The organism is Aeromonas bestiarum (assembly GCF_000819745.1).
In the GTDB taxonomy this organism is placed as follows: Bacteria; Pseudomonadota; Gammaproteobacteria; order Enterobacterales; family Aeromonadaceae; genus Aeromonas; species Aeromonas bestiarum.
The window spans coordinates 69,223-81,779 of sequence record NZ_CDDA01000008.1; the positions used below are offsets into that span (position 1 = coordinate 69,223).

A 12,557-nucleotide genomic window follows, 5' to 3' on the forward strand; every position below is an offset into this window, starting at 1 on the left:
GGCTCCATCGGCTCCATCGGTCCCATCGGTTCCATTTGCTCCGTCAGTTCCATTGGTTCCGTCGGTTCCATCGGTCCCGTTCTCACCCTCCATATTGCTGTCATTGGCAGCGGCATGGGTTGCGCAGTCCGTTCCCGCCGGGCAGGGGGATTGAGCCTGGGCGGGGACGACATGCAGGCCTGTGAGCAGTATCAGGAGGGATAACAGGGGGCGGATCTGGGTCATGGCTATTCCGGGCGGCACTGGCCGAGCAAAGGGTTGGGAGCAGAGGTTGTCAGTGGCGTTGCAGCTAGACGTCGAGATGATGCGTCTGCTCATCTTCGCTGGCGGCGGGCAGCTGGCGGTACATCAGACCGATTTCACTCGCCACCCAGACCGAGAGCAGGGCCAGCAGGCTGAGCAGGGGCAGCAAGGTATGGCTCTGTTGCAATGCACAGGCGGCGAGGGCGGCGCCCAGCAACAGCAGGGTTCGGATCATGAGGTGACTCCTTCTCATCATGGTGATCTGGCATGGCCCGGAAGCTGTTCCCGTATGACGCCACGCCCGGCAGTATACCGCGCCGTGCCTGCGCGTGTCTGTGTCCATATGTGGTGGTCACCGCGCGCATCCTGATGCGTCGGGCGAGACAGGGCGATCTGATTCATTCATCACTCATCGGGCGCCAGGTTCATCTGCTCGCTCATGGTATCGATGAAGTGGCGGATCACGGGCGATGCGGCCTGGCAGGCCCTGAGCGGGATCAATCGGCGATCTGGTGGTAGGCCAGATACCAGCGTACGAACTCGGCGACGCCCTGCCTGAGCGGGGTGGCGGGGCGGGTGCCCGTGAGGGTGTGCAGGGGCTCGCTGTCGGCCCAGGTGGCGTGCATGTCGCCGGCCTGCATGGGCAGCATCCGCTTGATGGCGGGCCTGTCCAGCGCCTGCTCCAGCGCCTCGATGAAGTCGAGCAGCCGCACCGGCTGGCCGTTGCCTATGTTGAGGAGGCGGTAGGGGGCGGCACTTTCGGCCTGGCTGTCCTGGCTGGCGTGCCAGTGCGGATTGGCGCGCGGCGGCAGCTCGGCGACGGCGAGTATGCCGTCCACTATGTCGTCTATGTAGGTAAAGTCGCGGCTGAGCAGGCCCTGGTTGTACACGTCGATGGGCTCGCCGGCCAGGATGGCGCGGGTGAACTTGGCGATGGCCATGTCGGGGCGACCCCAGGGGCCGTAGACGGTGAAAAAGCGCAGCCCTGTGGTGGGCAGGCCGTAGAGCGCCGAGTAGGCGTGGGCCATCAGCTCGCCGCTCTTCTTGGTGGCGGCATAGAGGGATACGGGGTGATCCGCCGGTTGTTCGGTGGAGAAGGGCATCTGATCGCTCAGGCCATAGACGGAGCTGGAGGAGGCGTAGATCAGATGGTTTATGCCGTGCTGGCGGCAGCCTTCCAGCACGGTCAGCATGCCGGTGAGGTTGCTGTCGGCATAGGCAAACGGGTTCTCCAGTGAATGGCGCACCCCCGCCTGGGCCCCCAGGTGGATCACCCGCTCGAACCCGCTCTCGGCAAACAGGGTCGCCATGCCGTCCCGATCCGCCAGCTCCCGCTGTTCGAAGCGAAAATGGGGGAAGGAGACCAGCCGTGACAGTCTGGCCCGCTTCAGGCTCACCTCGTAGTAGTCGTTGAGGTTGTCCAGCCCCACCACCTGATGGCCCGCCTCGCACAGCCGTCTGGCGACGTGAAAGCCGATAAAGCCGGCGGCGCCTGTCACCAGATATTTCATACGTGTTGTCCTGTGCTGATCATGGGGGCCTGTGGTCCTGAGTGGGGGCTGAAAAAGGGCTGGGCGCTTTGTACCAGAGCGCGGGCCCCGGCGCCACATGGAGGCGGCGCCATGGTGGACGAGGGCTGGCTCGTCAGGCGCGGCATGCTGCATCTTGGTGCACTGACTGTCAATGGAGAATGACAGGCACCAAAACGGGGCGTTCCCCGTGGCTATTGTGATCCTGGTCGCAAAAAATAGACTGGAACCCATAACGAAGCCCTGCGGACAGGGCTCGCGTCCGCCACGACGGACACAAGACACTCTTTTCACTTCGCTATTGGATACAGGTTATGGACAACACCCCAGGCTCTGCGCGCTCAGCCCGTTCTGCGCATCCCCTCTATGAAGATGTACTCGCCCTGCTGACCGCAGCCGGTTTCGTTTCCCTCGGCATCTTCCTGTTTCATCAGGTCGGCCTGCTCACCGGCGGCACCGCCGGGCTGGCGCTGCTGCTGCAACAGGTGACGGGGCTGAGCTTCGGCCTCTTGTTCTTCGGCATGAACCTGCCGTTTTACGCCCTGGCCTGGCTCAGGATGGGGCCGCGCTTCACCCTCAACACCTTCGTCTCTGTGGCCGCCGTCTCCTTCATGACGGATCACCTCAACGCCGTGCTGCAGATAGGCAAGATAGAACCCGTCTATGCGGCCCTGATCGGCGGCACCCTGATCGGCATGGGGCTGCTCATCATGTTCCGCCACAAATCCAGTCTGGGTGGCTTCAACATACTGGCGCTGTTTATCCAGGACCGCTTCGGCATCCGCGCCGGCAAGCTGCAAATGGGGCTTGATTGCACCATAGTCATCGCCTCCTGCTTCGTGGTGCAGCCCTGGATCCTGGCGCTCTCCGTGGTGGCGGCCATCATCTGTAACCTGGTGTTGACACTCAACCACAAGCCGGGCCGCTATCAGATAGCCTGAGCCAGAACTTCTCTCACAATCAAAAAGAGCGCCTGATGGCGCTCTTTTGCTATCCAGGATCCCGACTCCTCTCATACCACCATGGGTAGACCGGTTTCTGGATGGTGGAGTACCCGAATCGGGTAGTCGTGCTACCGGGAAGGTGATGAGCCTGGCGTCATACCACCATGGGCAGACCGGTTTCTGGATGGTGGATCACCTGGGCCGGGTAGTCATACAGGCGATCGATCAGGGCCGGGGTCAGCACCTCGGCCGGGGTGCCATCGGCCATCAGCCTGCCCTGCTCCAGCATCACCAGCCGATCGGCGTAACGCGCCGCCAGATTGAGATCGTGCAGCACCACCAGCACGGCTGTGTTGCGGGCGGCCAGGGCGCGGGCCATGGTGAGCAGCTGGTGCTGGTACTTGAGGTCGAGCGCCGAGGTGGGCTCGTCCAGCAGTAGCAGGCGCGGCTGCTGGGGATCGTCCGGTGCCTGCCAGATCTGGGCCAGCACCCGGGCGAACTGCACCCGCTGCCGCTCCCCCCCGGAGAGGCCGGGATAGAGGCGGCTAGCCAGGTGCTCAACCCCGGCATGGGTCATGGCGGCCCGCACAATCTCGTCACGCCGACTGGCTGGTTCGCTGTGGGGCAGGCGCCCCATGGCCACCACCTCTTCGCACAGAAACGGAAAGTTGAGGGACGAGCTCTGCGGCAGCACGCCGACGCTGTGTGCCAGCGCTATGCTGGCCCAGGCTTGCCGCTCCCGGCCAAACAGGCTTATCTCCCCCTCGTGTTCCAGCTCGCCGGTCAGGCACTTGAGCAGCGAGCTCTTGCCTGCGCCGTTTGGGCCGAGCAGGGCGGTGAGCGTGCCGGCCTGCAGGCTGAGGTCGAGCCTGTCCAGGATGAGGCGGCCACCACGGGTGAGGCTGAGCTGGTGACAGCGCAGCAGGGGCGTTGATGCAGGCAAGATAGACCTCCGGTTAAAGCGTCCGGCGGCCCTTGAGCAGCAGCCAGATGAAGAAGGGAGCGCCCAGCAGGGCTGTGATGATGCCCACCGGCAGCTCGGCCGGTGCCAGCAGGGTGCGGGCCAGCATGTCGGCGCCCAGCAGCAGGGCGGCGCCGAGCAGGGCAGAGAGCGGCAGCAGCCTGACATGGTTGGGGCCGGCCAGCAGCCGCACCAGATGGGGCACCACCAGACCGACGAAGCCGATCATGCCCGCCACGGCGACGGCCACGCCAACCCCGGCGGCGGTGAGCAGGATCAGGCGCCGCTTGAGGGATTGCACATTGACCCCCAGATGACGGGCCTCCCCTTCCCCCAGCAACAGGGCGTTGAGGGGATTGGCATCGCGTATGAACAACAGTAGCAAGGTGACCAGGGTGGCCAGCGCCAGCGCCACGTCCACCGGCTTGCCCGCCGCCAGGGTGCCCATCTGCCACAGACTCAGGTTGCGCAGCATCTGGTCGTCGGCCAGGTAGGTGAGCAGCCCTATCACGGCGCCGGACAGTGCCGTGATGGCCACCCCCGCCAGCAGCATGACGGTGACGGAGGTACCCCCTTCCCGGGTGCCGAGCAAATATACCAGCGTGGTGGTGAGCGCCCCGCCGAGGAAGGCGAGCAGCGGCAGCAGACCTATGCCGAGCAGGCTTTGCCACTGCTGGCCGAGGGGCGCCAGCAGCACTATGGCCAGCGCGGCGCCGAGCGCAGCCCCGCCGGAGACCCCTATGATGCCGGGGTCGGCCAGCGGATTGCGAAACAGTCCCTGCATGACGGCGCCACAGAGGCCGAGTATGCCTCCCACAGCGATGCAGAGCAGGGTACGTGGCAGGCGGATCTCCTGCACGATCAAGAGCTTGTGGGCCGCAATCCCGCTCTCCTGCCCGGCGACCAGGGCACGCAGGCTCTCGCCGAGGGAGAGCGCCATGGGGCCGGTCGCCAGCGACCCGACCAGCAGCAGCGCCAGCGCTCCGCCGGTGAGCGCGAAAAGCCAGGGCAGAGGCAGGCGCATCATGAACCCAGCTTGATCCACTTGGCGATCTGGTTTGCCTGGTGCAACGAGGTGAGGCTGAGGCCCCCTTGCAGGGCGTGGCCGTCGATGGCGTGGATGGCCCGGTTTTTACCCGCCGGGGTGGCGGTGAGCGCGGGCACCTGGCTCAGCACGGCTTCCGGATCCTGATACTGCTGCCAGTCGCGGCCGCTCACCAGCACCAGATCCGGTTGCAGCTCGATCAGGGATTCGGTGGAGACGGGCTTGTAGTCGCTCAGCTGGGCCACCGGATTGACGCCGCCCGCCAGGGTGAGCAGGGCGCTGGCGGTGGTATTGCCGCCGGCTATGCTGGTGGGTTGCCCCTTGTGCAGCAGCAGGAAGACCACCTTGAGCGGCTTGTTCTGCTTCGCCTGTGCCGCCAGTTGCGCTGTCTGGGCCTGGATCTCGGCTTTCAATCGCATGCCGGCGGCCGGGTCATTGAGCAGGCCGGCCAGGGTATCGATGCGCTGGTTGAGGTTGGCGAGGGTCGGTGCGGTCGGCAGCACGTCCACCTCGACTCCGGCGCGGCGCAACTGCTCCAGTGCCGGCGGCGGCCCCATCTCGTCGCTGCCGATCAGCCGGGTCGGCGCCAGACTGAGGATCCCCTCGGCGGCGAGGGCGCGGTGATAACCGACCCTGGGCAGATTTTTCGGTTCTGTGCTGCTGATGTCGGTGGCGATCAGGCTCTGTTCACCGCCCAGTGCCAGAATGAGCTCTGTGGTGGCCGGGCCTATGCTGACGATACGTTCCTGTGCGGCAGCAGACAGGGAAAGGGCTGAACAGCCGAGCAGGCTGAGTGCGAGGGCAAAACGACGGCCCATGCTAACCTCCGAAGGGTGAATGAAGTTGGGTTGCCGCCGAGAATATCAAGCCGGTGAAAAAAATGCACTGAGAATGAAAGCGATTATCAATTGCATTGGCTCTGGTGCTTTATTAGAGTATTCGCCATGACAGGAGAGGGATGCAGCACGCATCCCAAGGGAGAACCTATGAGCATTGCACAACGCATTCATGAGCTGCTGGAACAAGACCCCAGCGCCCATCCTTCCACCATTGCCAGCCAGCTGGCGGTCAGCGAGTGGGAGGTGGTACGCCACCTGCCTGCCGAGCTGGTGACCCTGGTGCCCGGCGAGCGGGCCGAAGCCCTGCTGGCGGATCTGGCGGATTGGGGTCAGGTGACCACCATCGTCGAATCCGATGGATCCATCTTCGAGGTGAAGGCGCCGTTTCCCAAGGGCAAGAGCGCCCGTGGCTACTACAACCTGATGGGGCGCGACGGCGAGATGCACGGTCACCTCAAGCTCGACAACGTGGTCGGCATGGCGCTGGTCAGCAAGCTGTTCATGGGCAAGGAGGGGCACTCCTTCCAGTTCTTCGGCCACAGCGGCCGCTGTATTTTCAAGGTCTATCTGGGACGTGACGAGCAGCGCCAGCTGCTGCCAGCCCAGGTGGAACGCTTCATGGCCCTGCGCCACCAGTATCAAGAGGAAGTCAAAGCATGAGTGAACGTCAGGAGCGTCTGCAGAATCGCCTGCAACCGGAGATCCGCGAGTTTCGCGACGGTTGCCGCACCCTGCAGCTGGCGACGGTGGACAGTGAAGGCAACCCCAATGCCAGCTATGCCCCCTTCGTGCTGCAGGAGGATGGCTACTATGTGCTCATCTCTGAAATCGCCCGCCACGCCCGCAACCTGCAACAGGTGCCCAAGGTGTCGCTGATGCTGATCGAGGATGAAACCGGTGCCCGCGAGCTGTTTGCCCGCAAGCGGCTCACCTTCGACGCGCTGGCCGAAGTGGTGGCCCGCGACGACGTGCGCTGGGGGCAGGCGATCGCCGCGCTGGAAGGGCGCTTCGGCGACATCGTCAAGGGGCTCTCCAACCTCAAGGATTTCGTGCTGTTCCGCCTCAAGCCCGAGCAGGGGTTGTTCGTCAAGGGCTTCGGTCAGGCGTTTCGGGTCTCAGGTGACGAGCTGGTGGACTTCGTCCACCTGGTGGAAGGGCACAAGCGGGTCGACAACGGTGCCGAGCTGACCAGTCCAGCCGATGCGCCAGTCTGACGGCGACCAATCGCATAAAAAAACGGGCAGCCTGGGCTGCCCGTTTTTTTATTGCGTGTCACCCCTGAGCGCTAGTCCTGCCAGGAGGCCTTGTTGGGGAAGGCATCCCGATCGGCCTGATTGGCGGTCTCGTTGCATTCGCCCCGGATCTTCCAGGAGGTCTGGCTGAGGACGATATAGCCATCGCGGCAATACTTCCGCTCGGCCAGGGTCTGGGTCAACTGTGCATCCTGCAGCGCATCACGCCGTTCCAGCAGACTCTTGCTGCGGCTGAGGCGACTGCCGTCGTTCTCCTGCAGCCGGGTGGGCAGGGTGTCGAGCGGCGCGGCTTCGAAGGTGAAGCGCTTGCTCCCCTCTTCGTTGATATGGGTTCGAAACAGGGGGGCCGGGCCATCCGGCTGCTGCCCCGGCAAACCGGAGCAGGCAGTGATTGCCGGTAACAACAGCATGAATGCAACGGCAGACAGTAGACGCACACAAGACTCCAATCGGGTGATCACTTCAAGAGAGGCAGATTAACACGCCAGCTCGGGCTGGATGGCCTCGAGCAGCTGATCCGTGGTGAGCAGGGTCACGGTTCTGCCCTTTGGCAGGCTCAGATGCTGCCACATCCAGTGGTGGTGCTCGATGATTTTCTCAGCGCTCAGGTGAGGGCGATCCGCCGTGGTGTGGGCATCCGTCACCGCAAACACGTCAAACCCCTGGGCTGCGGCACTGCGCAGCGTGGTGTCGACGCAAAAATCGGTGGCACAGCCGCTGATCAGCAGCCTGTCCACCGCCTGCTCCGCCAGCAGGAAGCCGAGCTCGGTATCGAGGAAGCTGTCACAGGCGGTCTTGCGTACCCGGCTGTCGCCGCGGCCCGGGGTGAGATCGGCGTGAAGCTGCCAGCCTGCACTGCCGGGTTCCAGTTCAGAACCCGGTGCGTCGTGTTGCACATAGATGACACGCCCCTGATTGGCCCGCACGTTGTCTGCCAAGCGGTTGATGTTGGCGATGACCTGCGCGTCCTGATGGCGGGGGTCGGTAAACAACCCCTGTTGCATGTCGATGACCAGTAACACATCCATATGAAATCCTTAGGCAATTTTCAGGGTTGCAGCCACTGGCTGCAGTCACGGCTTCGGGATTGATGCAGTGCGCCCATATCTTGCTTCATTTCATCGGCATTTAGCCAGCGTTCTGGCAGGGGGCTGATCCGCACCCGGATGTCGGCGGTCCGCCCGGTGGGGGCGTGCGCATCGCTCTGCGGTTCTGTCTCTGGCACGACCAGTGCCACCTTGAGTGCCGGGTTGCGGCTGGCGATGCGGCTGGCTAGCCCCAACCCTCCCTCGACGTGGAAGTTGCCGGCGATGTGCATGATACGTTGGCCCGGGTGGCTGCGCAGGTAGTCCACCATGCTCTCGGCCATGGTGTCGTCCCAGCTGGTCTGGGCGGCGAAGCGGCGGGCGTTGCCATCGGCATCACCGTGGTGGAGCGAGGCCATGAATTTCTGGCGATAAGGATCATCGGTGAGCGTGAGTTCGCGGGCGAGCTGGCTGCGACGACTGGCGGGCAGCTTGTCCAGCCAGGCGGACCCTTCCTGACCGACACAGCTTACCAGCGGTTTGGGGGCGTTGGCTGCGATGACAGGCAGATGGTGCTGTTTGGCGAACTCCACCAGCGGGCGATAGTCGCTCTGGTAGTTGGGCCAGGCGTTGCCATCGCGAATGAGGGCCGCCTCACCTATGCGTCCGGCCAGATAGGCATCCACCACGGCTTGATCGGCACGGCTGAACTGCTCCATGGAGAGTGCCAGCCCGCGGCCATCGGCCCGGGAGGTATTGGCCAGCCCCGCCAGCAGGCGGGCCTGCAGCAGGTGCACGGCCGGATGGGTATGCAGCTCGCCCACCAGCACTATGTCGGCGTCCGCCACCCTGGCCACCGCCTGGGTCAGCGTCAGTTCACCTTGGCCGGCATCGGTCTGGCCCGCGCTGAGCCGATAGTGGTAGAGGGTGCCGGCATCGTTATCGGGCACTGTCGTGCAGGCGGCCAGCAGCAGGGGAAGGGTGAACAGGGGCAGTAATCGAGTCATGGTATCTCACAACGAAGCAGAGCCAGAGCCATACAATGGCAGCATGGCGGGCCGGAAAACAGAGGGGAATAGTGTAGAACCTAATCACGACAAAAGAAAATGAGAATGATTCCGTTTATTATTGATCTTTGTTGTGGGCTGAGTAATATGCCAGCTGTTTGATAACAGTTCTCAATAAGGATTTGCAGTGGCCCATAACAACACCCTATCGCTGGTTGCCCTTGCCGTAGCAGCCGGTCTCGCTTCCCCGGTCTTCGCGGCGGACAAGAAAGCAGATGAAGTCATGGTCGTCAGCGGCTCACGGATGGAGCAAAAACTGGAGGATGTCTCCGGCCCCATCTCGGTGATCACGGCCGAACAGATTGAAGAGCAGGTGGTGAGCAACGTCGCCGACCTGTTCCGTTACGAGCCGGGCGTCACCGCCCTCGGCGGCGCCGGCGATGCCCAGACCTTCATCATCCGCGGCATGGGTGAGAACCGGGTCAAGATAGTGCGTGATGGCGTGCGCCAGAACGACGCCTACAAGAACGGCGGCGTGGGCCAGAGCTATTTCGACACCGACATGATCAAGCAGATCGAGGTGGCCAAGGGGCCTGCCTCGGCAGCCTATGGCTCAGATGCGCTGGGGGGCGTCATCGCCATCACCACCAAGGATGCCGGCGACTTCCTGAAGGGCCGCGACAGCTATCTGGACGCTACCACCGGCTATGCCTCCAGCAGTCACCAGAAGATGGCCGGCTTCACCGGCGCCCTGCGCAGCGGCGAGTTCGAGAACCTGCTGCGCTACACCTGGCGTGACGGCGGTGTGACCCAGAACTACGACGGCGACAAGAACGAATTCGACATCGCCAGCCAGGCCGTGCTGTTCAAGAGCAAGTGGAACCTGAGCGAGGATCAGTTCCTCAAGCTGACCGTCGACTACTTCAGCGAAGGGCAGGATCCGGATGCCGTCGATCTCACCAAGGCCGCCTCCGTCTTCAATCAGCCGATCACCGACAAGGACACGGACAACCTCTCGCTGGTGCTGGATCACGGCATCGCCCTGAACGCGCCCTGGGTCGATCGCATCGACAGCAAGATCTACTACGCCCGCACCAAGCAGACCCTGGATCAGTACGCCTCGTCCAAGTACCCGGTCAAGCCGACCAACCCCTATGTGACCAAGAACTCGCTAGACAGCAACGGCTTCGAACAGAAGAGCCTGGGCGCCCAGGTGAAATTCAGCAAGGCGCTGGCCAGTCAGCGTCTGGCCTGGGGCCTGGAGTATGAGCATACCGACAACGAGCGGACCCGCTTCAAGGCGCCGACCGTGCCGGGGGACTTCGTCGGCTACAACGAGTTGAGCTTCCCTTCCACCACCAGCGAGCACGGTGCCCTGTGGGCCTTCGACGAAATCAAGCTTGGCGAGCGCTGGGTGCTGACCCCGGGTGCCCGTTACGACTATTACCAGATGACGCCGGATGAGGATCCCGCCTACACGGGTGAGAAGCTCAAGCAGTTCTCCGAAGGGGAGTTCTCGCCCAAGCTGGGACTGGTGTTCAAGGCGCACGAGGCGGCCAACCTGTTCGCCCAGTACAGCCACGGCTTCAAGGCGCCCATGTATGACAACGCCTTCTCCACCCTGAACCATCAGGCATACGGTTATCGCATCGAGCCGAACCCGAACCTCAAGCCCGAGAGCAGCGACGGCATCGATCTGGGGGTGCGCGGCAGCGCCGGCGGTTTCAGCTATGAAGTGGCGACCTTCTACAACAAGTTCGATGACTTCATCGAGTTGACCGAGATCGGCACCGAGGGCCGAACCGCGCTGTATCAGTACCAGAATCTGGACAAGGCGACCACCAAGGGGGCCGAGGCCAAGGCGGATTACTGGCTCAATGATCTGGTCAACGTCTGGGGCAACCTGGCCTACATCGAGGGCAAGGATGGCGACGGCAACTACATCAACAGTCTGAGCCCGCTCAAGGGGGCCTTGGGGATGCGACTGGAGCAGTCCAACTGGAACATCAACACGGCGCTGCGCTTTGCCGACGACATGAGCAAGGTGGGCAAGGATGCCAAGGGCAACGACAACATCAAGAGCGCTGGCTGGGGCGTGGTGGACATCTATGCCCAGTTCAAACCGATGCAGGATCTGCAGCTCAACGTCGGCGTCTTCAACCTGTTTGACAAGGAGTACGTCAGCTACGAGAACATCACAGGCCAGAGTGCCAGCGCCAACACCAGCAACCAGACAGAGCCGGGCCGCAACCTGAGCGCACGGGTCAAGTACATCTTCTGATCCCACAGCACGGCAGTACATTGAGCAGGGGGCCGTCAGGCCCCTTTTTCGTGGGGTGAAACCGGCCCATGCCAGCTAAATGGCAGCCAAAAAGAAACCCGCCAGAAGCGGGTGGAAGGATTGCAACACTAACCAGGAGGAGGTGTTACTCAATAGACACCGGCCTTGCGGCAATAGTTCAATTTTATTGATGTTTTTCATTTCGGCTTGCGCCTGGCTCGCAGGATCCCCGTCCTAAAATCGGTTATCATTTGTGCCCCTTCTGCTCGTTGTCGAGGATCTATGCCCGCCTTCTCCTGGTTAGCCCTGTTCTTTGGCGCCTTCTACTTCGTCTATGGCGCCTACCTGCCGTTCTGGTCGCTCTGGCTGGAGGGCATAGGCGTGAGCGCCGAGATGATAGGTCTGCTGCTGGGGGCCGGGATGGCGATCCGCTTTGCCGGCAACCTCTTGGTTATGGGGCAGATCAAGGGAGCCGGGCACCTGCTGCCCGTTACCCGGCTGCTCTGTCTGCTGAGCCTGCTGGCCTTCCTCGGCTTTTATCTGAGTCACAGCCTCTGGTGGCTGGTGGGGCTGACCCTGGTGGCGAACTTCATCTACCCGACCCTGATGCCGGTGGGGGAGGCGCTTGCCACCCGCATGGTGGTGCAGGCACACCTCGACTACGGCAAGGTGCGGCTGTGCGGCTCCTTTGCCTTCATAGTCGCGTCGACCCTGGTGGGGGCTCTGGTGGGCAATTTTGGCAGCGACTGGGTGCTGCACACCATGGTGGCAGGGCTGGTGCTGATGTTGCTGCTCAGCTGGCTGCCGCTGCATCCGGCGCCGCGGGACATTCAGGGGGAGCGGGCGAAAGCCTCCTTGCTCGATACCCTCAAGTCCCCCTCGGTGCGCCGCTTCCTGCTGATCTCGGCCCTGCTGCAGGGCAGCCATGCCGCCTACTACGGTTTCAGCGCCATGCACTGGAAGGCGGCGGGTTACAGCGGCACCACCATAGGCTATCTGTGGGCGCTGGGGGTGGTGGCGGAGATCGGCATGTTCGCCGCCGACAAGCGCTTCCTCAACCGGTTCGGCGCCCAGACCCTGTTTCTGGTGGGGGCGATCGGGTGCGTGGTGCGCTGGATCCTGCTCGGTGCCTCCACCGAGATCCTGGTGCTGGTGGCGGGCCAGCTGCTCCATGCGGTCACCTTCTGTGTCAGCCACCTCGGCGCCGTGCGCTTCATGACCCGTCAGCTGCCGGCCGAGCAGTTGATCCCCACCCAGGCGCTCTATGCGGCGCTCGGTCTCGGCATGACGGTGGCCGCCCTGATGACCCTGTGCGGCCTGCTGTTCGAGCCGCTGGGTGGCGGCATCTTCTTCATCATGGTGCTGGTGGTGGTGCCCGTCTTCTTCCTGCGGCTGCGCACTGGCTAGGTGGCGTCAGCCTGAGCCGGATG

At 63.3% G+C, this 12,557-nt stretch carries 13 protein-coding genes and 1 pseudogene; 6 read left to right on the forward strand and 8 right to left on the reverse strand.

Annotation, left to right across the window (positions count from 1 at the left end; all coding sequences use genetic code 11):
* Positions 1-204 (forward strand): annotated as a pseudogene (locus BN1118_RS22120) (hypothetical protein); the annotation flags it as partial.
* A gap of 85 nt (positions 205-289) precedes the next feature.
* Here the strand turns inward: BN1118_RS22120 and BN1118_RS03955 are convergent.
* Both BN1118_RS03955 and BN1118_RS03960 read right to left on the reverse strand, forming a co-directional pair.
* Complete coding sequence (locus tag BN1118_RS03955) at positions 290-478, reverse strand: hypothetical protein (protein WP_043554658.1); 189 nt, start codon at positions 476-478, stop codon at positions 290-292.
* Between the two features lie 262 nt (positions 479-740).
* Positions 741-1,754: an NAD-dependent epimerase gene (locus BN1118_RS03960; RefSeq protein ID WP_043554659.1), complete on the reverse strand. Its 1,014-nt coding sequence runs from the start codon at positions 1,752-1,754 to the stop codon at positions 741-743.
* 332 nt (positions 1,755-2,086) lie between these two features.
* On the opposite strand from BN1118_RS03960, the gene BN1118_RS03965 reads away from it, so the two are divergent.
* Positions 2,087-2,713 carry a YitT family protein gene (locus BN1118_RS03965; protein ID WP_005311722.1) on the forward strand — a complete coding sequence of 209 codons (627 nt, stop codon included), beginning with the start codon at positions 2,087-2,089 and terminating at the stop codon, positions 2,711-2,713.
* Positions 2,714-2,870: 157 nt separating this feature from the next.
* Here the strand turns inward: BN1118_RS03965 and BN1118_RS03970 are convergent, their stop codons facing one another.
* The 3 genes from BN1118_RS03970 to BN1118_RS03980 are packed head-to-tail and all read right to left on the reverse strand — an operon-like array spanning position 2,871 to position 5,540.
* Positions 2,871-3,659, reverse strand: a complete 789-nt coding sequence (locus BN1118_RS03970; RefSeq protein WP_043554660.1) for a heme ABC transporter ATP-binding protein — start codon at positions 3,657-3,659, stop codon at positions 2,871-2,873.
* A 13-nt stretch (positions 3,660-3,672) separates the two neighbouring features.
* Entirely contained in the window at positions 3,673-4,704 is a 1,032-nt protein-coding gene (locus BN1118_RS03975) for a FecCD family ABC transporter permease (protein WP_043554661.1), read from the reverse strand.
* Positions 4,701-5,540: a heme/hemin ABC transporter substrate-binding protein gene (locus BN1118_RS03980; RefSeq protein ID WP_043554662.1), complete on the reverse strand. Its 840-nt coding sequence runs from the start codon at positions 5,538-5,540 to the stop codon at positions 4,701-4,703. The genes BN1118_RS03975 and BN1118_RS03980 overlap by 4 nt, the downstream gene beginning before the upstream one ends.
* A 168-nt stretch (positions 5,541-5,708) precedes the next feature.
* Here BN1118_RS03980 and hutX point away from each other — a divergent pair, with 168 nt between their 5' ends.
* The gene (gene hutX, locus BN1118_RS03985; protein ID WP_043554663.1) at positions 5,709-6,221 is read left to right on the forward strand and encodes a heme utilization cystosolic carrier protein HutX; all 513 of its coding nucleotides are present in this window, start codon (positions 5,709-5,711) and stop codon (positions 6,219-6,221) included.
* Positions 6,218-6,775 (forward strand): heme utilization protein HutZ, encoded by a 558-nt coding sequence (hutZ, locus tag BN1118_RS03990; protein WP_043554664.1) that lies wholly within the window; start codon positions 6,218-6,220, stop codon positions 6,773-6,775. Before hutX ends, hutZ begins: the two co-directional genes overlap by 4 nt.
* Before the next feature lie 71 nt (positions 6,776-6,846).
* On the opposite strand, the gene BN1118_RS03995 is transcribed toward hutZ, so the two are convergent.
* From BN1118_RS03995 to BN1118_RS04005, 3 genes are read right to left on the reverse strand one after another with little or no spacing between them, the layout of a single operon-like run.
* Positions 6,847-7,251 (reverse strand): hypothetical protein, encoded by a 405-nt coding sequence (locus BN1118_RS03995; RefSeq protein WP_042870059.1) that lies wholly within the window; start codon positions 7,249-7,251, stop codon positions 6,847-6,849.
* A gap of 39 nt (positions 7,252-7,290) precedes the next feature.
* Positions 7,291-7,842, reverse strand: a complete 552-nt coding sequence (locus tag BN1118_RS04000) for a cysteine hydrolase family protein (RefSeq protein WP_043554665.1) — start codon at positions 7,840-7,842, stop codon at positions 7,291-7,293.
* A 20-nt stretch (positions 7,843-7,862) separates the two neighbouring features.
* The gene (locus BN1118_RS04005) at positions 7,863-8,846 is read right to left on the reverse strand and encodes a ChaN family lipoprotein (protein WP_043554666.1); all 984 of its coding nucleotides are present in this window, start codon (positions 8,844-8,846) and stop codon (positions 7,863-7,865) included.
* Positions 8,847-9,033: 187 nt separating this feature from the next.
* Between BN1118_RS04005 and BN1118_RS04010 the strand changes: the two genes are divergently transcribed.
* The gene (locus BN1118_RS04010) at positions 9,034-11,127 is read left to right on the forward strand and encodes a TonB-dependent hemoglobin/transferrin/lactoferrin family receptor (protein WP_043554667.1); all 2,094 of its coding nucleotides are present in this window, start codon (positions 9,034-9,036) and stop codon (positions 11,125-11,127) included.
* Between the two features lie 282 nt (positions 11,128-11,409).
* Complete coding sequence (locus tag BN1118_RS04015) at positions 11,410-12,534, forward strand: 3-phenylpropionate MFS transporter (RefSeq protein ID WP_043554668.1); 1,125 nt, start codon at positions 11,410-11,412, stop codon at positions 12,532-12,534.
* Positions 12,535-12,557: the final 23 nt, after the last annotated feature.